At 40.8% G+C, this 19,220-nt stretch carries 20 protein-coding genes; 12 read left to right on the top strand and 8 right to left on the bottom strand.

Going from position 1 to position 19,220, the window contains the following annotated elements; all coding sequences use genetic code 11:
• Positions 1-44 precede the first annotated feature (44 nt).
• Positions 45-1,220 carry a XylR family transcriptional regulator gene (locus tag GLIP_RS14805; RefSeq protein ID WP_008845470.1) on the bottom strand — a complete coding sequence of 392 codons (1,176 nt, stop codon included), beginning with the start codon at positions 1,218-1,220 and terminating at the stop codon, positions 45-47.
• Positions 1,221-1,404: 184 nt separating this feature from the next.
• Between GLIP_RS14805 and xylB the strand changes: the two genes are divergently transcribed.
• Positions 1,405-2,859, top strand: a complete 1,455-nt coding sequence (gene xylB, locus GLIP_RS14800; protein ID WP_008845469.1) for a xylulokinase — start codon at positions 1,405-1,407, stop codon at positions 2,857-2,859.
• Between the two features lie 153 nt (positions 2,860-3,012).
• Complete coding sequence (gene xylA / locus GLIP_RS14795; RefSeq protein ID WP_008845468.1) at positions 3,013-4,332, top strand: xylose isomerase; 1,320 nt, start codon at positions 3,013-3,015, stop codon at positions 4,330-4,332.
• Positions 4,333-4,392: 60 nt separating this feature from the next.
• On the opposite strand, the gene GLIP_RS14790 is transcribed toward xylA, so the two are convergent.
• Entirely contained in the window at positions 4,393-5,166 is a 774-nt protein-coding gene (locus GLIP_RS14790) for a ThuA domain-containing protein (RefSeq protein WP_008845467.1), read from the bottom strand.
• A gap of 226 nt (positions 5,167-5,392) precedes the next feature.
• On the bottom strand, positions 5,393-5,845 hold the full coding sequence (locus GLIP_RS14785) for an Lrp/AsnC family transcriptional regulator (protein ID WP_008845466.1): 453 nt from the start codon (positions 5,843-5,845) through the stop codon (positions 5,393-5,395).
• A gap of 123 nt (positions 5,846-5,968) precedes the next feature.
• Between GLIP_RS14785 and cysK the strand changes: the two genes are divergently transcribed.
• Entirely contained in the window at positions 5,969-6,949 is a 981-nt protein-coding gene (gene cysK, locus GLIP_RS14780; RefSeq protein ID WP_008845465.1) for a cysteine synthase A, read from the top strand.
• Between the two features lie 61 nt (positions 6,950-7,010).
• On the opposite strand, the gene GLIP_RS14775 is transcribed toward cysK, so the two are convergent.
• Positions 7,011-7,535 carry a GNAT family N-acetyltransferase gene (locus tag GLIP_RS14775; RefSeq protein WP_008845464.1) on the bottom strand — a complete coding sequence of 175 codons (525 nt, stop codon included), beginning with the start codon at positions 7,533-7,535 and terminating at the stop codon, positions 7,011-7,013.
• A gap of 129 nt (positions 7,536-7,664) precedes the next feature.
• Between GLIP_RS14775 and gshB the strand changes: the two genes are divergently transcribed.
• The 3 genes from gshB to ruvX are packed head-to-tail and all read left to right on the top strand — an operon-like array spanning position 7,665 to position 9,613.
• A complete protein-coding gene (gene gshB, locus GLIP_RS14770; protein WP_040523085.1) occupies positions 7,665-8,630 on the top strand; it encodes a glutathione synthase in 966 nt (321 codons plus the stop codon).
• Positions 8,617-9,174 carry a YqgE/AlgH family protein gene (locus GLIP_RS14765; RefSeq protein WP_008845462.1) on the top strand — a complete coding sequence of 186 codons (558 nt, stop codon included), beginning with the start codon at positions 8,617-8,619 and terminating at the stop codon, positions 9,172-9,174. Before gshB ends, GLIP_RS14765 begins: the two co-directional genes overlap by 14 nt.
• Positions 9,175-9,190: 16 nt before the next feature.
• Positions 9,191-9,613 carry a Holliday junction resolvase RuvX gene (ruvX, locus tag GLIP_RS14760; protein ID WP_008845461.1) on the top strand — a complete coding sequence of 141 codons (423 nt, stop codon included), beginning with the start codon at positions 9,191-9,193 and terminating at the stop codon, positions 9,611-9,613.
• Here ruvX and GLIP_RS14755 read toward each other — a convergent pair.
• From GLIP_RS14755 to GLIP_RS14745, 3 genes are read right to left on the bottom strand one after another with little or no spacing between them, the layout of a single operon-like run.
• Positions 9,597-9,932, bottom strand: a complete 336-nt coding sequence (locus GLIP_RS14755) for a putative signal transducing protein (RefSeq protein ID WP_008845460.1) — start codon at positions 9,930-9,932, stop codon at positions 9,597-9,599. The two genes, ruvX and GLIP_RS14755, sit on opposite strands and share 17 nt — an antisense overlap.
• Positions 9,933-9,945: 13 nt before the next feature.
• Positions 9,946-11,058: a PilT/PilU family type 4a pilus ATPase gene (locus GLIP_RS14750; protein WP_008845459.1), complete on the bottom strand. Its 1,113-nt coding sequence runs from the start codon at positions 11,056-11,058 to the stop codon at positions 9,946-9,948.
• 9 nt (positions 11,059-11,067) lie between these two features.
• A complete protein-coding gene (locus GLIP_RS14745; RefSeq protein ID WP_008845458.1) occupies positions 11,068-12,111 on the bottom strand; it encodes a type IV pilus twitching motility protein PilT in 1,044 nt (347 codons plus the stop codon).
• A gap of 29 nt (positions 12,112-12,140) precedes the next feature.
• On the opposite strand from GLIP_RS14745, the gene GLIP_RS14740 reads away from it, so the two are divergent.
• From GLIP_RS14740 to GLIP_RS14715, 6 genes are all read left to right on the top strand, one after another.
• Positions 12,141-12,833 carry a YggS family pyridoxal phosphate-dependent enzyme gene (locus GLIP_RS14740; RefSeq protein WP_008845457.1) on the top strand — a complete coding sequence of 231 codons (693 nt, stop codon included), beginning with the start codon at positions 12,141-12,143 and terminating at the stop codon, positions 12,831-12,833.
• Between the two features lie 13 nt (positions 12,834-12,846).
• On the top strand, positions 12,847-13,668 hold the full coding sequence (gene proC, locus GLIP_RS14735) for a pyrroline-5-carboxylate reductase (protein WP_008845456.1): 822 nt from the start codon (positions 12,847-12,849) through the stop codon (positions 13,666-13,668).
• A gap of 14 nt (positions 13,669-13,682) precedes the next feature.
• The gene (locus tag GLIP_RS14730) at positions 13,683-14,204 is read left to right on the top strand and encodes a YggT family protein (RefSeq protein ID WP_008845455.1); all 522 of its coding nucleotides are present in this window, start codon (positions 13,683-13,685) and stop codon (positions 14,202-14,204) included.
• 9 nt (positions 14,205-14,213) lie between these two features.
• Positions 14,214-14,636: a DUF4426 domain-containing protein gene (locus GLIP_RS14725; RefSeq protein WP_008845454.1), complete on the top strand. Its 423-nt coding sequence runs from the start codon at positions 14,214-14,216 to the stop codon at positions 14,634-14,636.
• 100 nt (positions 14,637-14,736) lie between these two features.
• Complete coding sequence (locus tag GLIP_RS14720) at positions 14,737-16,020, top strand: ABC transporter substrate-binding protein (RefSeq protein ID WP_008845453.1); 1,284 nt, start codon at positions 14,737-14,739, stop codon at positions 16,018-16,020.
• Positions 16,021-16,042: 22 nt separating this feature from the next.
• Positions 16,043-18,751 carry an ATP-binding protein gene (locus GLIP_RS14715; protein WP_008845452.1) on the top strand — a complete coding sequence of 903 codons (2,709 nt, stop codon included), beginning with the start codon at positions 16,043-16,045 and terminating at the stop codon, positions 18,749-18,751.
• A gap of 39 nt (positions 18,752-18,790) precedes the next feature.
• On the opposite strand, the gene GLIP_RS14710 is transcribed toward GLIP_RS14715, so the two are convergent.
• Entirely contained in the window at positions 18,791-19,186 is a 396-nt protein-coding gene (locus tag GLIP_RS14710) for a DUF3718 domain-containing protein (RefSeq protein ID WP_008845451.1), read from the bottom strand.
• Positions 19,187-19,220: the final 34 nt, after the last annotated feature.

The following is a 19,220-nucleotide window of genomic DNA, read 5'->3' as shown; positions in this document are numbered from 1 at the left end:
TATGCCAAAAGTCATTGGTCTACTGACTAAATTGCTAAATCGTTCTAACTATTCGGCACATGCTTTTCTCGGTACTGTTTTGGCGTTAAATCAAAGTGCTTGCGAAATACAGCATACATATATTGCAAAGAAGGGTAACCGCAGATTAGTGCAATCTCAGAGGTTTGCATGTCTTCCGTTTTAAGTAAGTTGCAGGCTTTGGCAAGTTTTTCGTTATGTATTTCAAGGTGAATACTATGCCCCCTCTCTTGAATAAACCTATTCTCCAAGTTTGACCTAGAAATTCCCACATAATCAAGAACTTGATCAACTTTTATACCGCGACACGCGTTTTGACGAATAAAATGCATAGCTTGAATAACATAGGGATCTTTTAGCGCTTTAAAATCGGTAGATTGACGTTGCGCTACGCCAATTGGAGGTACCATTACAATTTTATTTTTTAACTTTGGATTCTCTAAGCGGCGATGCAAGAGCTTCGCTGCTTGATAGCCCATCTCAAAGCAACCTTGTGTGACTGAACTTAGGCTAATTCGGCTTAAATTACGGGCGATATCATCATCGTCAATGCCAACAATAGAGATTTGGTCTGGCACCAATTTACCGATGTGATCACAGGCCTGCAGCAAATGACGAGCACGCGCATCCGTTACCGATACGACACCAACAGGATTAGGTAGCCCTTGCAGCCAGTCAGATAGCCGGTTCATTGAATATTGCCATGTTTCCGGGCGAGTAGGATGACCACGATATACCGCACAATCATAGCCATCTTCTTTGCACAACTTTATAATCGCCTTCTCTCGTTCAGTCGCCCAGCGGTGATTATCGTCAGGAGGAAATCCATAAAACGCAAAGCGTTCTATGCCTTTCTGCTTTAGGTGTTCGTAGGCACATTTAACCAATGCGTAATTGTCTGTAGCAACATAAGGCACATCTGGATAATCTTCAGCGTTTTCATAAGAGCCGCCTACTCCCACTATTGGAATACTGATATTTTCTACGGCGTTTTGAATAGCAGGTGCGTCAAAATCAGCAATAATGCCATCACCTACCCAATCTTGAATATTATCGATTCGCGTTAAGAAGTCTTCTTCGAGGTAAATATCCCAATCGACTTTGGAAGACTGCAAATAATGACCAATGCCTTCTATAACGTGGCGATCGTACACTTTATTCGCATTGAATAATAACGAAATACTGTGCTTTGCTTTAAACATGAAACACCTTTTGTTCTACAAAAACCTGAATAAGGAGCTAGTAAAGTGAACGTATCTTAATCGCTTATCGGGTTAATAAAACCAAGATAAAAAATTACGAAATTAAATAACTAAATATCATAATTGATAGAAAATTGTCAGTCGTAAAAGATAAATAATCATTTATTTACGGTTTGAGAACGACATGTATCTTGGCGTTGATTTAGGCACATCTAGTATAAAAGTCATCCTAATGGATGATTCGGGTCAGATTTTAGATAGTCAATCCGAAGCATTACATATTTCTCGTCCACACCCTTTATGGTCAGAACAAAACCCACAAGATTGGTGGAACGCATTTGACAAAGTGATGTTGCAACTGACGAATCGAAATGATTTACAGCAAGTTTGCAGTATTGGACTGTCAGGACAAATGCATGGTGCGACCTTGTTAGATAAAGATAACGAGATTATTCGTCCAGCCATATTGTGGAATGATGGCCGTTGCCAAGCGCAATGCGAAGAAATAGAGAATCAGGTAAAAGATTGTCATCAAATTACCGGCAATTTGATAATGCCGGGATTCACTGCTCCTAAACTGCTGTGGGTTAAACAAAACGAACCGGAATTATTTTCTCAGATTGCAACAGTATTATTACCTAAAGACTACTTACGCTTTCTACTCACAGGCGATTTCGCTACTGACATGTCTGATGCCGCAGGCACTATGTGGCTTGACGTCAACGCCAGAGCTTGGGATCAGCGTATGTTGGCAGCCTGCGGCTTAACAATCGAGCAAATGCCAACATTGTTCGAAGGAAACGCCATTTCTGGGTACGTGAGCAATCACTTGTGTGAGCGTTGGAATATCAAAAAAATACCGGTTATCGCAGGAGGTGGTGACAATGCTGCAGGTGCTATTGGAGTCGGCTTAGTAAACCCCGGTCAAGCAATGATTTCGTTAGGGACGTCAGGTGTTTACTTTTTGGTTTCTGAAGGATTCAACGCTAACCCCCAGATGGCGGTGCATAGTTTTTGTCATGCGTTACCAAGCACATGGCACTTAATGTCGGTGATGTTAAGTGCAGCAAGTTGCTTACAATGGTTCGCTGATGAGATCGCTAAATTGGACGTACCTGATTTACTTGCTCAGCTGGAATCAAGCTCTTTTGCAGTTGCAGATGCACCTATTTTTCTTCCCTATTTAAGCGGAGAGCGAACGCCTCATAACAACCCTCACGCAAAAGGTAGTTTCTTTGGTTTGACTCATGCCAGTGACCAAGCAAGTTTAACTCATGGGATATTGGAAGGCGTGAGTTTTGCGTTTGCCGATGGCGTTGACGCAGTGCATGCCTCAGGTGCGGTAGCCAACGAAATCACCTTGATTGGAGGTGGTGCAAGAAGTCCTTATTGGCGACAGTTATTAGCGGACGTTTTAAATACCAAAATTACCTTTCGACAAGGCGGTGACGTTGGACCGGCACTTGGTGCAGCTAGATTAGCCAGATTGGCGGTGAACCCAGAGCTTAATGTAGACGATGTTTGTCCCGAGCCTGAAGTCGTCCAAATCCACCAGCCTAACCAGGACATGGTAAAAGTTTATAAATTGCGTAGAGAAAAATTTAGGCAGCTTTACCCTTTATTGAAGAGTCTGTTTTAGATGTCACTCTTCAATACACGCTTTGTTGTTCAAGGTCAGAAAAAAGCACAATGACCTAAGCATAAATCGTAATTGTTGCGAATGTTCTAAACATTCACTATCTCAACCTTTCATCAATCGCGGGTCTAAAATAGTCCGCTGCAGGAGACCTTAATGTCCCAATATTTCGAAAACATTGAAAAAATTAAATTCGAAGGTGTGGATTCTGATAATCCACTTGCATTTCATCATTACAATCCGGAACAGATAATCCTTGGCAAAAGCATGAAAGATCATTTGCGCTTTGCTGCGTGCTATTGGCATAACTTCTGTTGGGATGGTGCTGATGTATTTGGACAAGGCACGTTTGGCCGACCTTGGTTAAAACCTGGGGATCCCATGGAACGCGCTAAACAAAAAGCCGAAGTCGCATTTGAGTTCTTTAGCAAACTGGATATTCCGTTTTATTGTTTCCACGATATCGATGTAGCCCCAGAAGGCAATTCAATTAAAGAATACATCAATAACTTCGCACAAATGGTGGATGTTTTAGAGGCCAAACAAGAAGAATCTGGTGTTAAATTACTGTGGGGAACAGCAAATTTATTCAGTAACCCCAGATACGCAGCTGGTGGTGCAACCAACCCAAATCCAGAGGTATTTAGTTACGGCGCAACTCAGGTATTCAATGCCATGAATGCGACTAAACGATTAGGCGGCGAAAACTATGTTCTTTGGGGCGGACGTGAAGGTTACGAAACCCTATTAAATACCGACTTACGACAAGAGCGTGAGCAATTAGGTCGCTTTATGCAAATGGTAGTTGAGCATAAACATAAAATTGGATTCAAAGGGACCTTGCTGATTGAGCCCAAACCTCAAGAACCGACTAAACATCAATATGACTATGATAGCGCTACCGTTTATGGATTCTTAAAACAATATGGTTTAGAACAAGAGTTCAAAATGAATATTGAAGCGAACCATGCGACATTAGCTGGTCATTCTTTTCATCATGAAATTGCCACTGCCGTGTCACTCGGCATATTTGGTAGCATAGATGCTAATCGCGGCGACGCGCAAAACGGCTGGGATACTGACCAGTTCCCCAATGCTATAGAAGAATTATCCTTGATTATGTACGAAGTACTCAAAGCGGGCGGATTCACTACAGGTGGCTTAAACTTTGATACCAAGTTGCGTCGCCAAAGTGCAGATCCTGTTGATTTATTTCATGGTCATATTGGCGGAATGGATCATATGGCCTTGGGCCTTAAAAAAGCCGCAGAAATTATTAATAATGACTTCTTAGCAAGCAAGGTAAAAGAACGATACGCAGGCTGGAATAAACCGTTAGGAAAAGACATCATCGGTGGCGATCATACACTTGAGTCACTAGCCAAATACACTGTTGATAATTCGCTAGATCCAAAACATGTTAGTGGTCAGCAGGAATTATTAGAAAATAAAGTCAATCGCATTCTTTACGGTTAAATTCTAAAAATTCAATAATTAGGCCTCGTACGAGGCCTTTTTTATTGGAGATAATGCCAGTTAATTGCGGATACCTTTGCCTGTAGCCGCCCAATAGATACCGCCATACAAGTGCTCTTGAAACGCAGTATTCTTGTACATCGCAGCGAGGTGACCAAGACCTGTGTAAAATGCTCGCCCGCCGTCTATCTCTTGGTACCAAGCAATAGGATGAAAATCCCCCATTCCTTCCCCTTTTACTCGTCCCCAATCAGCTTGAGCAGAATAGGTTTTTTCATTGATACTCAATATATAATTCAGATTAGGACTTAGTTCGGGTCCAAATTCATACCACTCGTCAGTCCACAAAGATACGTCGGGAATTGTTTCTACCCCCGGAAATGAACGGTCAATCACTGATAATTCAGCGGTTTGAATTTTTGGATGAATATGAAATTGTCGCCCAACCAACTTGCCATACCATGACCACTCATATTCCGTATCGCTGGCACTGTGGACTCCTATATATCCTTTACCTGATTTAATAAATTGCTCAAACGCTTCCTGTTGTTGTAGGTTGAGCACATCACCGGTGGTGAGTAAAAACATAACAGCGTCATACTTAGCTAAATTGTCGGGGTTAAAAACCTGAGCATCTTCTTGCCAATCCATAGCAAAATGATGTTTTTCAGACATATCTTTTAAACTCGTGATTGCCTGATTAATTGAGACATGATGGAAACCATCGGTTTTGCTAAATACTAATATTTTAAACTGCTTGGCTTGCAGCGGATAACTGAACACCAACGACACGAATATCGCTACCATCACATTTAGAAAATAGTGTTGTTTCATCTAACTTTCCTTTTTAAAAAATACCTAAATCAGTACGCGGGATATGCCGAGGCAAACAAAGCCACAATCAAAACCTAACAACATACCTTGAATAGCCGTTCCACAATCCACGCTAATTATAAACAAGATGTTATCTTTTTCCCGCTTGGTAAAATGGAGCGCGCTTTTATAGTTAAATCGATGAAATAGCAGCTAGCGGAATATTATCAGCGGTTTTAAAGCCGTTTTATGTCACTGGCAACACCGTTGTATATTTAATTTGCTCCATCGCGAAGCTCGATGTGACGTCAGATAAGTCGATGCCTGATACCAACTTTTTGTAAAAAATATCAAAGGCTTTTAAATCTTTGACCATTACCTTGAGCATGTAGTCATATTCACCGCTCATCCGGTAAAACTCCACCACTTCTTCTAGGTTGCTGGCGTGAATAGCAAACATTTTCAGCCATTTGTCATCATGTTTACCCGCTTTCACTTGCACAAAAGCCGTCACGTTCAGCCCCACTTTTTCACTATTTAATAAAGCGACACGACGATCTATGATGCCCTGTTTCTCCAAAAGCTGAATTCGTCTCCAGCAGGGGGTGCTGCTCAACCCCACTTGCTCTGCTATTTGGTTTACCGACAAGGTCACGTCTTGTTGTAACAATCGCAAAATACGCTTATCTATAGCATCCATACATTCAGCCTAACTCATTTATTAGAATATAATTCTAATATATAGCAAAATTACAAAATTCTTTAGAATTTTTCACCATTTATCTCTGGCAAGCTAGTGAAAACATTTAAGGGCGGAAAGATTATGCTTGCTAGACAACATCCAATTTCTTCTGACATTCTAACTAGTGAGAAGATTCATACTGACATTACGCAGACCATCGGCAATACCCCGCTGGTGAGATTGTCTCGTATAATCGAAAATTATCAGCTCGATTGTGACCTAGTTGCCAAAGTTGAATATTTCAACCCTGCTGGTTCGGTTAAAGACCGACCTGCCTTAGCAATGATCGATGCACTGATGGCGTCAGATAACTTTAATCAGGACACCCACATAATTGAGGCCACTTCCGGTAACAATGGGGTTGCTTGTGCATGGATTTGCGCTATTCGAAAAATTCCGTTAACCATTGTGATACCTGAGCATATGTCGATAGAGCGTCGAAAACTTATTCGCTTATACGGTGCTGAAGTCATAACAACACCAAAAGAATTGGGCACCAAAGGTGCAATTGATCACGCTGCAATGCTCGTAGCTCAGCGTAAAAATGCGGTGTCTTTGAATCAGTTTTCTAACCAAGCTAACGTCGACACCCACTTCAATACTACCGCCCAAGAGCTGTGGCGTGACTCAGGTGGCCATATCGATGTATTTGTTGCAGGAGTGGGCACCGGTGGCACCATTACCGGCATAGCAAAAGCATTGAAGACGCTGAATCCCAACATTCAAATTGTTGCTGTAGAGCCAAGTGCCTGTCCAGTGTTGAGCGCTGGCAAAAGTGGCGTGCACAAAATTCAGGGACTAAGTTCGGGTCATATTCCTGATATTTTGGATGTGAAGCTAATTGATCAAATAGAAACGGTAACCGATGACGATGCGGTTGAACATGCAAGAATGCTGGCAAAATCAGAAGGCATACCTGTGGGAATCTCTTCTGGAGCAGCCGTTTGTGCCGCTATTCGATTAGCACAACAGCCTAACTATAAAGGTAAGCGTATTGTGACTTTATTTGCTGATACTGCAGAACGTTATTTTAGTACTGATTTATTTTCTGAATACGAATAATCTGTCATCACCTTAACTTTTACTTTACCGCGCAAAGCCACGATGAGTATCACTTAATATCTCAAAGTGTAAACTGTAGCTGCGGTAAAGTGCGTCCTGCAATTGAGTTTGATTGACTTAGCCCTATTTGTTCACAGCCTTGTTTAAGATAAAAATCCAGCGCATATGGATCACTTTGAATGAGGATTCGGTTGCAGTTTAATTGTTCTGCCGTATCGATAGCATGTTTAAATAAAGCTTTACCAACTCCCTTTCTAAAGCTGGATGGATCTACAAATAGAGCCTCCAGCTCAAATATAGTCTCAGTTTCAAAATCAGCATTATCTAACTTTAAACTCGCTTTGCACTTTGTAGACAACTGTGGCTGAAAACTCAGCGCACAAAACCCTTCAATGACATTATATGGATTAATTGCAATTTGGTAGTCGAAAAGTGGCGATAATAATGCCTGTTCTGTAACTAAAAGTTCCTGTGCGGCTAATTGCATAAACTCGGCGTCATATCCCCAATAGGATTTAGATAACATAGCGAGTTTAGTTAGACTGGCAGCTTGATTTAACGCCGCCTTTTGAATCTTAATGGCCATTTCACTTCCTAGATAGTCCTATTTTTCGAGCATAGCAGTTATTTTTTGCGATCGCCCTACCTTGAAAATTTTAGTCGTACCACAAGATCTTAGGTATGATAAGACATTGAAAAACAGCAAGGATTCATTTTGGCTATTAAACTTGGGATCGTGATGGATCCAATTAAATCGATTAACATCAAAAAAGACACTAGTTTTGCGATGTTATTAGACGCTCAACAACGCGGCTACGAAATCACGTACATGGAAATGTCTGATTTATACATCGATAATGGAGCGCCTATGGCGCGAATGCGTCCCCTTAAAGTCATCAAAGATCCCCAGAATTGGTTTGAGTTAGGTGAAGAATCAAACGCTAGTTTAGCTGAGTTGGATGTCATCTTAATGCGCAAAGACCCGCCTTTTGATCGTGAGTTTTTATATGCGACACATATATTTTCACTCGCTGAGCAAGCCGGTACCTTGGTCGTTAATCGCTCACAAAGTTTACGTGACTTTAATGAAAAACTATTTACTTCATGGTTTCCAGATCTGATTCCAGATACCCTGGTCACTCGAAATCCCGCACTCATCCGCGAGTTCCATCAGAAACATCAAGACATTATATGCAAACCCCTAGACGGAATGGGTGGCACATCTATTTTCAGAGTGACACCAGATGGCACTAACCTAGGTGTAATCATTGAAACCTTGACCGAAAATGGCGAAAGTTATGCTATGTTTCAGCGCTATATGCCGGAAATTAAAGATGGAGACAAACGTATCTTGATTGTGGATGGACAAGTTGTCCCCTACAGTTTGGCGCGATTGCCATCAAAAGGCGAAACCAGAGGTAACTTAGCCGCTGGCGGAACTGGCAGACCACAACCACTTTCAGATACAGATAGACAAATTGCCGAAAAAATAGCGCCTCTGCTGGTAGAAAAAGGCTTAATATTTGTTGGTCTTGATGTGATTGGCGACAAAATTACTGAAATAAATGTTACAAGCCCAACATGTGTACAAGAAATAGAAGCGGCTTTTGACGTAAATATTACCGGTATGCTATTTGATGCCATAGAAAAACGTTTAGGTGAAAACTATGCAAAGCTTTGAGCACCATTTGTTAGTCGCAATGCCAAGTCTAGATGATCCATATTTTGCCCGTTCTTTAACTTATATTTGTGAGCATAACGAAAAAGGCGCGATGGGACTCGTCATCAACCAACCCATTGGTATGAGTTTGCAAGAATTGATCTCGCAAGCAGATAAAGACGCGATTGTGTTAAAAGAAAAAGCGGATGATATTGTTTTAGCTGGTGGCCCTGTGAGTCAGGATAGAGGGTTCATATTACACACGACGCAATCCGGTTGGAGCTCAAGCTTACAATTAACATCAGAAATTATGATCACCACGTCAAAAGATATATTGTCGGCTTTAGGAAATGAAAACGCACCTGAAAAAGCATTGGTAACACTCGGTTACGCAGGCTGGACCGCGGGACAACTTGAAGAAGAAGTCCAAAATAACGCATGGCTAATCGTCGAGGCAGACGAAGCACTCTTGTTTGATGTACCTATTCATAAGAAGTGGGAGGAAGCCGTTCGCAAGTTAGGCATCGATGTATGGCAACTTGGTCCAGATGCAGGTCATGCGTAAAAGGCGATAACATAAAATGGTTTCTACTTCTAAAACCTTATTGGGCTTTGACTTTGGTACAAAAAGTATTGGCGTTGCCATTGGTCAGGAAATTACGGGGACTGCCTCTCCATTAGAGGCCATTAAAGCCAAAGATGGTATTCCAGATTGGGACTTGGTCGCAAAAGTTTATGCGCAATGGGGCCCGAGTTTGGTCGTTGTGGGATTACCACTAAATATGGATGGCAGTAAGCAAGAAATGACTTTCAAAGCGCAAAAGTTCGCCAACAGACTTCATGCCAAATTCAAAGTACCAGTACAGACCTTGGACGAACGTCTGACGACCGTAGATGCAAAAGCCAGATTATTTGAAATGGGTGGGTATAAAAAACTTAGCAAAGGCAAAGTGGATAGTGCTTCCGCATGTTTAATTCTAGAAAGTTTTATGTCTTTTGAATAGCGTTTTCATCCGCATTTGCGCTATTGCCACAGTTCCAACACAAGCTAAAATTTCCTTCGTTTTCTTCGTGGCATTGCTCACATACCCAGTTACTCGTGTTACTGGGCTGTTGATTAAACTGCTCGATAAGTTGCGTGGCTTTCCCTTGCCAGCTTTCATCAGTCAGCCACACTTCTGGCATCACTTCTAAAGGAGATAATTCGCCAATAGCACCGATGGCAAACTCATTCTTAATAAAATTCGGCACCTGATTATCATCTAACAATTGCTTAATTTGATAAATTCTAAAACGATCATTGTGCCAGTAAATTTTCATCATATTGAATGATGCCTTAATCCATATCAATTGAGACATTAGACAACGAACCTAAGCCAGTCCCTTCTTCTGTATCCAGTTTTATCATTAATCGAAGGTCATTTGGCGAATCCGCGTGATGGATTGCTTGTTCCATGGTTATACGTTCTTGTTTATACAGTTCGTATAAGGCCATATCAAAACTTTGCATACCCATTTCCCTGCCTTTTTTCATGGCTTCTTTGAGCGATCCAATTTCATTTCGTTGAATCAAATCAGTGACTAATGGAGAGTTCAATAAGATTTCGATAGCAGCAACACGCCCCTTTCCATCAACCGTGGGGACGAGTTGTTGGGCGACAATTGCGCGTAAATTTAAACTTAAATCAAAACGCAGCTTTTCGTGTTGTTCGGGTGGGGCTAGATGCATAATACGCTCAATCGCTTGGTTGGCATTATTAGCATGTAAAGTAGCCACACATAAGTGTCCAGTATCTGCAAAAGACATCGCATATTCCATGGTTTCCATAGAGCGGATTTCACCAATTAAGATCACATCAGGCGCTTGTCGCAATGAACTTTTTAATGCGTCATCAAATGAGCGAGTATCAATTCCGACTTCGCGTTGTGTCACCACACAACCTGCGTGTTCATGCACAAATTCGATGGGATCTTCGATAGTTAATATATGACCCCGGGAATTTTGATTGCGATGCCCCATCAGCGCCGCCAAAGAAGTCGATTTACCTGTGCCGGTGGCCCCTACAAACAGCAACAAACCGCGCTTAGACATAATCACATCTTTAAGCACGCTCGGAAGACCAAGGTCATCCACTTTAGGTATTTGTGTAACAATCCTTCTGACCACCATCCCAGCCATGTCGCGCTGCCAAAAAGCACTGCAACGAAAACGACCAATACCATCTCTGGCTATCGCAAAGTTACACTCTTTGCTGTTGTCGAATTCATCACGCTGCTTTTCGCTCATAACATTATGTACTAATGCTAACGCAGCTTCTTCGGTTAATCGCTCATCCGTAATCGGCGTCATTTGACCATTTATTTTTGCACTAATGGGAAAACCCACCGTTATGAATAAATCAGAGGCACCTTGTTCCGCCATCTTTCTCAAGTAAGGATTTAAGTCCACAGATGACTCCTAGAAACCAATTTTAGGTTGTTTGTCGACTGACTTAGCAGCTGCATCCTGAGCGGTAATCACACCCTGAGCTACTAAGCGTTGTAAGCATTGATCCATGGTTTGCATACCATGCGCTTGACCAGTTTGGATCACTGAATACATTTGTGGCACTTTGTCTTCACGGATAAGATTACGAATGGCTGGAATACCGATCATAATCTCATGTGCAGCGATACGCCCGCCCCCCACTTTTTTCAATAATGTTTGTGAAATTACCGCCCGCAACGACTCCGACAGCATCGAACGTACCATGGATTTTTCTTCGGCAGGAAACACATCAATAATACGGTCAATGGTTTTTGGCGCTGAATTGGTATGCAAAGTAGCAAATACTAAGTGTCCAGTTTCAGCCGCAGATATAGCCAGTCGGATAGTTTCTAAATCACGTAATTCACCCACCAATATAACATCAGGATCTTCACGCAGAGCTGAACGCAGCGCATTATTGAAACTATGGGTATCTCGGTGCACTTCCCGTTGGTTTAGCACGCACAGCTTATTTTGATGTACGAATTCGATGGGGTCTTCGATGGTGAGGATGTGCTCACGCTTACTGGTATTAATATGGTCAATCATCGCTGCCAATGTGGTACTTTTACCCGACCCCGTTGCCCCCGTAACCAATACAATTCCGGTCGGCTGATTGATGATATCTTTAAAAATCGCTGGTGCACCTAAATCATCTAAGGTAAGCACCTTGCTTGGAATGGTACGTAACACCGCTGCCGCTCCGCGATTTTGCACAAATGCATTGACACGGAATCGGGATAAATCTTTTACTTCAAACGAAAAATCAACTTCTAGATTCTCTTCATATTCTTTACGCTGTTTATCGTTCATGATTTCATATACCAATGCATGAACTTGTTTATGGTCAAGCTCTGGTACATTTAGACGGCGGATCTCACCGTCTACACGAATAATCGGTGGTAAACCGGCGGATAGATGTAAATCTGATGCATTATTCTTAACACTAAAAGCTAAAAGTTCGGTAATATCCAAAACACTATTCTCCGTCTAAATAATGGCTTATGGAAACAATAGCAGAACGTCTCAAAAGCGCACATGAAAGCCTGAATATGGCATTAAAAAAAGCTAATCGTGCGCCAAATTCAATTCAATTACTAGCTGTAAGCAAAACAAAGCCGGTATCTGATATTGTTCTTGCGTATGAAGCAGGACACCGTCTATTCGGTGAAAACTATGTTCAAGAGGGTGTCGAAAAAGTTCAAGAATTGCAAGAGCTTAACGATATACAGTGGCATTTTATTGGTCCCATTCAATCGAACAAGAGCAAACTTGTCGCTGAAAACTTTGATTGGGTTCACACAGTAGACCGTGCAAAAATAGCTAAACGGTTGAGCAATCAACACACTCCTCATAAAAAACTAAATGTATTAATTCAGGTGAATATCAACACAGAAGAAAGTAAAGCTGGCGTTTTAGTTGATGAAATTGAGACACTAGCGGCGCTAATTGATACACTACCTAACTTAACGCTTAGAGGATTGATGACAATTCCTAAAGCTTCACAATCTGCACAAGAACTGGTTAACACCTATCAGCACATGCATCAACTCTTCGTCAATTTGCAGCATTCTTTCGAAACAGTTGACACTTTATCAATGGGCATGAGTGCAGATATTGAACCGGCAGTACTGAATGGAAGTACTATGGTAAGAGTCGGGACGGCCATCTTTGGTCCCCGCAACACAACAACATGAGAGACAATAATTTATGAGTGAAAAAACCATCGCGTTTATTGGCGCAGGTAACATGACCCGTTCGATTATCTCAGGACTAATAAATTCAGGCTATAACCCAAATAAAATTATTGCCAGTAACCCATCTGTGGGCAAGTTAGATAGTTTGCGCGCAGATTTAAATATTAAAACGACACAAAACAATCACCAAGCAGTAAAAGAAGCAGATGTGGTTGTGCTTGCAGTAAAACCGCAGTTAATGGAAGGCGTTTGTCAGGATCTTGCTAGTCAGCAAGCTTTAGATGGTAAATTATTTGTCTCTATTGCTGCTGGCATTAATCATGCTCGACTGTTGGAAATGCTTGGTGGTCAATACGATTTGGTTAGAACTATGCCTAATACGCCTAGTTTGCTTAGCAAAGGGATGACAGGGTTATATGCGCCTGACTCTATGTCATCTGAAAACAAAAAGCTCGTCGAGCATATGATGGCAAGCGTCGGTGATACATTGTGGGTTACCAAAGAATCAGATATCGACATAGTCATCGCTACCGCAGGGAGCAGCCCAGCTTACTTCTTCTTGTTTCTGGAATCTATGCAAAACCACGCCGTTGAACTTGGCATGAGCAAACAAGATAGTCGAAAACTGGTACAACAAGCCATGTTAGGTGCAGCAGAAATGGTTTGTCACAATGATCATCTTGAAATTGGCGAGTTAAGAGCCCAAGTTACCTCTAAAGGTGGCACTACTGCGCAAGCTGTTGAAAGCTTCCAAGCCAGTGATTTGCAATCAATCGTTGCCAAAGCAATGGATGCGGCGATTAGCCGTGCTCAACAAATGTCTAAACAATTTTAAAGGTAACAATATTTATGGAAGCCGTGGCTTTTTTAGTTGAAACAATATTTAAACTGTATTTAATGGTTGTCATGTTACGTATTTGGCTGCAACTGGCCCAAGCGGATTTTTATAATCCATTGAGTCAATTCGTGGTGAAAGTAACCCATCCTGTGGTTGGTCCGTTACGCAGAGTCATCCCTTCGATAGGAAAACTAGACACGGCAACTCTATTATTCGCATTTATTATCGCGGCCGCAAATGTTTGGGTTGTCACCTTTATCAAAGGATTTATGCTTACAGATATTTTCTGGATTCTAAAAAGTGCCTTGTTGTTATTGTTAGTTGAAGGGATTCAATTAGTTATTTACGTTCTGATTATCCGTGCAATTTTGAGTTGGGTTAGCCAGGGAAATAACCCATTGGAATATTTATTCCATCAACTAACCGAACCAATGATTGGCCCAATAAGACGCATAGTGCCCCCGATTGGTGGTCTTGATTTATCACCAATGATTTTGATCATCTTTTTACTGTTTTTGATGCGCTTGTTTTAAGGGATAAAGATGTTTTCAAAACTGTTATGTAGTTTACTTTTGCTTACCAGCTCTATGGCGTTTGGTGAGCAAAAGCAGGTAAAAGGTGATTGGGATGTGCATTACATCGCCTTCAATACCACATTTTTAACGCCTGAAATTGCCCGCGCGAACAATATCGTTCGCAGTCCTAATAATACATTGATCAATATTTCTGTTATTGACAGAAACACGAAACAAGCACAACACGTCGATATCACAGGGACAGCCAGAAACCTCCTAGGTACAACAACCGAATTACAATTTAAACAAGTAGTTGAAGGGGACGCTATTTATTATTTGGCGGCAATGCCTTTTGAACACGAAGATCACTATCGGTTTAGTGTTGTAATTACACAAAGCACAACGACACAAACCCTCAAATTCGAGCAAAAGTTATATCGAGAGGAATAAATACGATTACAGGTTAGTATGAATTTTATACCAATGACTAATGGTAAATACAGTTAATCTGCTTTAGTGTTGGTTCTACTTTTCTGATGGATTAGTCTTCATGCAAAACGCGCATAAGCTTGTGAATTCAAGCAAACGTAATACTTTAAAAACACTCGCCGTAGGCGGTGCGACTGCTTTACTAGCAGGCAAAGCACCGTATGTTTTTGCGCGCAAAAAAGTAACCCTTCGTATTCTCGGCACGCACGTAACATTGCAAGAAGAGTTACGCAAACAAGCTATGCAAGACTTAGGTATCGAGCTTCTTTTTGAAGCCAAAGGCAGTGCAGCTGTATTGCAAAAAGCATCTATGGCTCCTTCTTCTTTCGACTTATACGAACAATGGTCGAATAGTATCAATGTGCTTTGGGCCGCAGGAGCTATTCAAGCAATAGACAAAAACAAACTGACTTATTGGGATGAAATAAATTCACTGACCAAAACAGGTAAAGTATCAGAAAACGCCAAAATTGGCGCTGGCGATGCTCCCTATAAAATTTTGCATGTCCAAGAAAACGGTAGTTTAGGGGCTGACCACACAGACCAACTGAGTTTTCTACCCTATGTACACAATGTTGATTCGTTTGGATATAACACCGAAATCATTCCACGGGGTATACCTTACGAAACGGAGAGCTGGGGTTGGTTATTAGATAGTAAACATCGTGGTAAAGTAGGTATTGTCAATGCACCTACCATTGGCCTATTTGATCTAGCGCTTGCTGCACAAGCTCAAGGCGTTGTTACTTTCAATGATATAGGTGCAATGACCAAACAGGAATTAGATACCTTATTTAGTTATCTAATTGACCTCAAACATCAAAATCATTTCAGTGGTTTTTGGACATCGGTTCCTGAGTCAGTAGATTTTATGCGTTCCAACCGAGTTCACATCGAGAGCATGTTTTCACCCGCTGTGTCAGCATTAAATGGTCAAAATGTACCAGTAACTTTTGCAGCGCCTAAAGAGGGTTACAGAGGATGGCATGGCGTAATGTGTTTATCATCAGCCATTGATAAATCACGCTCTGATGCGGCTTACGATTACATGAATTGGTGGTTATCTGGCTGGCCGGGTGCTTTTATTGCCAAGCAAGGCTATTATATTTCTAATCCTCAACGCTCTGCTGATTATTTGAGTCAGGCTGAATGGGATTATTGGTATCGTGGTAAAGCAGCTGCGGAAGATTTACGCGGCACCGATGGAAAATTATCGGTGAAAAAAGGTGATATACGAACAGGCGGAAGTTATGAAACGCGATTTTCCAATGTCGCGGTATGGAATAGTGTTATGCCCACTTATGACTATAGTCTACAAAAATGGTACGAGTTTATTAGCTCTTAGACACATTTAAGGTTTAACAATTTTGTTTAAGTCGTTGAAGTTCCAAATCATCTTGGTTTTAACTGCACTGATAACTTTTCTAATCGCACAGGCTTATCAGTCTAAACAAAACCAAGAAGCCTTTTTCTCTGCTATCTCGCTCACGCAGCGAACCGTAGAAAAAGTTGGCTTAGTGCGAGATCTTGAAAAAGATGTGCTTGATATTCAACGATACGTACTAATCTTCAAACAAACCGCGAGTAACTCAGTTATTACGCGCTTTAATTCTTTACACGACAAAATTAATGCTAATTTAGAAACCTTAAGCACCTTAGTTGAAGCGGATGAGCAGGCAGAAAAATATTCCAGCATAATGATTCGTATGCGCAACCATTTGGCTGATTACAAAAATAACTTTGAAGGTGTAGTACAAGGACGCAGCCGCAGAGAGACACTTTTTAACGACAATATAGAAAGAAAAATTGTCGATTTGCAAACCCGATTACAGCAATATCAGCAAGACCTTACCTTTCCTAAAGCGACGCGCGAAGATGTTTTAGCAGCCAATTTATATTTATCGTTCGCGCATTCTAAATCGTTGGAATACTTAATCAATCCAGACCCCAAATACACGGGTGAATTCAGCCAGTTTATATCGCAAGTACAAACTAAATTAAAAAGTATCTCTCATGAACATGCTCAATTTAGTCAGCTAAATGATGAATTAGATGCATTAAATAGGGACTTTATGCAACTTTCGCAGGTGACACGAGGTTATTTATTTTTAATTAATGTAGTTATGGCAGGCTCTGCAAATGAGTTTTTATATCTGACTCGTGAGCTGAATCAATTAGTCACCAATAATCAGCAAAATACCAATCAGCAAGTGATTCAAAACAGTAAAGATGCACAAAGTAGAAACAGTCTTTTTGCTTTTATCAGCGTAACGTTAGCGTTTTTAGCGGCATTGTTTTTCACCTACCGGGTTATGTTACCTATATCGACTATGACAGAGCTATTTCGAAATCTAGCAAGTGGAAAAGATATTGAAAAGAAAAAGCTAAATCAACGCAATGACGAAATAGGTGCCTTAGCAGATGCGGCACAAGTGTTTCATGAAAAAAACATTCAAACTCAAGAGTTACTTGAGCAATCAAAACAATTAAATGCTAAACAAGAAAAAATGAACCATGAGTTGGCATTATCGTCGCAAAAAGCGGAACAAGCACTTGCCACTAAAAGTATCTTTTTGGCTAATATGAGCCATGAAATACGCACACCAATGAACGGTATTATCGGTTTAGTAGACATTGTTTTAAAAACAGACCTAGATAAACATCAAAGAGCTAATTTAGAGAAAGTAGCTTATTCAACCCACATATTATTAAACCTAATTAATGACATTTTGGATTTTTCTAAAATTGAAGCAGGTAAGCTTGATATCGAAAATGTAAGATTTTCGCCTAAATCGATGTTTGAAAATTTACTTGCCAACATTGCTGTAAAAGGCAACGAAAAGAATCTTAATTTACAGTTCATAGTTAATCCCAACTTGCCTGTAGAACTCATTGGCGACCCAATGCGGCTAAACCAAGTTTTACTAAACTTATGCACCAATGCAGTCAAATTTACCCGCAACGGAGCGGTTATAGTTGAAATTGACTTCACGCCAATGGAAGCAAGTAAAATCTGTTTAAAAATCAGTGTACGGGACACAGGCATTGGCATGAGTGAAAGCCAATTAGAAAAAATTTTCTCTCCCTTTACACAAGCTGACGGCACGACCAGCAGAAAATATGGTGGCACCGGTTTAGGTCTATCCATAGTTAAACAACTAGTCGAATTAATGGGTGGACATATTCGCGTTGAATCAACAGTAAACCAAGGCAGTCAGTTTTATGTCGATATGATGCTGGAAACACAAAGCGACGCGAAATCGATAATGGATTTGGAATTACCCGTAAAAATTGGCTACGTCTCAATCTGTGAATCGGGTCTCACTCCAGCGTCTTATTTGCACAAATTAGATCCCCAATATGCCACGTTATCGTTAGCAGAAATCGATAATTTCAACACGCAAAATGCTGAAAATGCAATCTTGCTGTTGGACGTAGATAACATTGAAACGCATAAATCGTTAAACGAACACATTGCTAAAGCAATACAAAACGGGGTTAGAGTTGGTTTAGTCACTAATACACAACCAAGTACACTGCCTTCCTTGTTACGACAAAAATGGAATATTCCAGTTATTTCACATCCCTTTACGCCAAGGCAGTTTAAATTGTTCATACTGCAAACCTTAGATATCGAATTGCATTACAATAAAGAACTCATTGCCAAAAACGAATATGTACCGCAAAAGCTGGATGGACATGTGTTGTTAGTAGAAGACAATCACATTAACCAGATTGTGGCGTGTGAAATGCTGGATAACCTAGGACTCACATATGATATTGCAGAAGATGGCCAGCAAGCAGTCACTAAGATAATCAACTCTCCGCAATATGATTTAGTGTTGATGGATATCCAAATGCCGATTATGGATGGATATGAGGCGACTAAATCGTTACGAAAACAAGGATTTGATGATCTTATTATTTGTGGTTTATCAGCTAACGCAATGAATTCCGATTACGACGCAGCCTATGCAACAGGTATGAACGACTACATCACCAAACCAATTAAACCAGAAACGTTAGGAAATGTTCTCAGTAAGTATCTACCTAAAAACCAAAAAACAGCCGATTGAGGCTGTTTCTTGGTTTTTAATTTGTTGAACCTAGTTAATTTAGATTCGGTCTTTTAGTACCGCAGAAATAGGTGACGCATCTAAGCCATTTTCAGCAATCCAAGCCTGTAATGTCTTTCCGTCTTGCTCTGGGGTAGTAAGGTCACTTTTTGGCATTTTTTTAACCAATAAAGTACCGGTTTCTACTGCATTGTTAAGCATTGCTGTACGAATTAAACTGTTACCACCGCAGGTTACACCTGAATAATAATCCTTCAGTTTCATACGGTAGTCAGACTGCACCTTTTTCATTTTTTTGCGCAGCTCACCCTTGTCATCAGTTTGCACTATGGTACAGATATTTTGTAAAGCATCGTTAATATTGGCGTGAGCTACATTGCTAATAGCAAGAGAAGCTGTGGCTACAAGAATTGAAGTTTTAACAATTTTCAACATGGCTAATTCCTCATTAATTTTATCTAATTGAAAA

Source organism: Aliiglaciecola lipolytica E3 (genome assembly GCF_000314975.1).
GTDB lineage: Bacteria > Pseudomonadota > Gammaproteobacteria > Enterobacterales > Alteromonadaceae > Aliiglaciecola > Aliiglaciecola lipolytica.
The sequence above is the reverse complement of the archived record's forward strand: the minus strand, read 5'-3'. Positions and strand labels throughout refer to the sequence as shown.

Excerpts from the sequence above, each read along its gene's own strand:
- GLIP_RS14805 (WP_008845470.1), bottom strand. The coding sequence starts at position 1,220 with ATGTTTAAAGCAAAGCACAGTATTTCGTTATTATTCAATGCGAATAAA.
- proC (WP_008845456.1), top strand. The coding sequence starts at position 12,847 with ATGAGTGAAAAAACCATCGCGTTTATTGGCGCAGGTAACATGACCCGT.
- GLIP_RS14775 (WP_008845464.1), bottom strand. The coding sequence starts at position 7,535 with ATGGCCATTAAGATTCAAAAGGCGGCGTTAAATCAAGCTGCCAGTCTA.
- GLIP_RS14785 (WP_008845466.1), bottom strand. The coding sequence starts at position 5,845 with ATGGATGCTATAGATAAGCGTATTTTGCGATTGTTACAACAAGACGTG.
- GLIP_RS14725 (WP_008845454.1), top strand. The coding sequence starts at position 14,214 with ATGTTTTCAAAACTGTTATGTAGTTTACTTTTGCTTACCAGCTCTATG.
- GLIP_RS14755 (WP_008845460.1), bottom strand. The coding sequence starts at position 9,932 with ATGATGAAAATTTACTGGCACAATGATCGTTTTAGAATTTATCAAATT.
- xylB (WP_008845469.1), top strand. The coding sequence starts at position 1,405 with ATGTATCTTGGCGTTGATTTAGGCACATCTAGTATAAAAGTCATCCTA.
- ruvX (WP_008845461.1), top strand. The coding sequence starts at position 9,191 with ATGGTTTCTACTTCTAAAACCTTATTGGGCTTTGACTTTGGTACAAAA.
- GLIP_RS14740 (WP_008845457.1), top strand. The coding sequence starts at position 12,141 with ATGGAAACAATAGCAGAACGTCTCAAAAGCGCACATGAAAGCCTGAAT.
- GLIP_RS14720 (WP_008845453.1), top strand. The coding sequence starts at position 14,737 with ATGCAAAACGCGCATAAGCTTGTGAATTCAAGCAAACGTAATACTTTA.
- GLIP_RS14790 (WP_008845467.1), bottom strand. The coding sequence starts at position 5,166 with ATGAAACAACACTATTTTCTAAATGTGATGGTAGCGATATTCGTGTCG.
- xylA (WP_008845468.1), top strand. The coding sequence starts at position 3,013 with ATGTCCCAATATTTCGAAAACATTGAAAAAATTAAATTCGAAGGTGTG.
- GLIP_RS14730 (WP_008845455.1), top strand. The coding sequence starts at position 13,683 with ATGGAAGCCGTGGCTTTTTTAGTTGAAACAATATTTAAACTGTATTTA.
- GLIP_RS14710 (WP_008845451.1), bottom strand. The coding sequence starts at position 19,186 with ATGTTGAAAATTGTTAAAACTTCAATTCTTGTAGCCACAGCTTCTCTT.
- cysK (WP_008845465.1), top strand. The coding sequence starts at position 5,969 with ATGCTTGCTAGACAACATCCAATTTCTTCTGACATTCTAACTAGTGAG.
- GLIP_RS14765 (WP_008845462.1), top strand. The coding sequence starts at position 8,617 with ATGCAAAGCTTTGAGCACCATTTGTTAGTCGCAATGCCAAGTCTAGAT.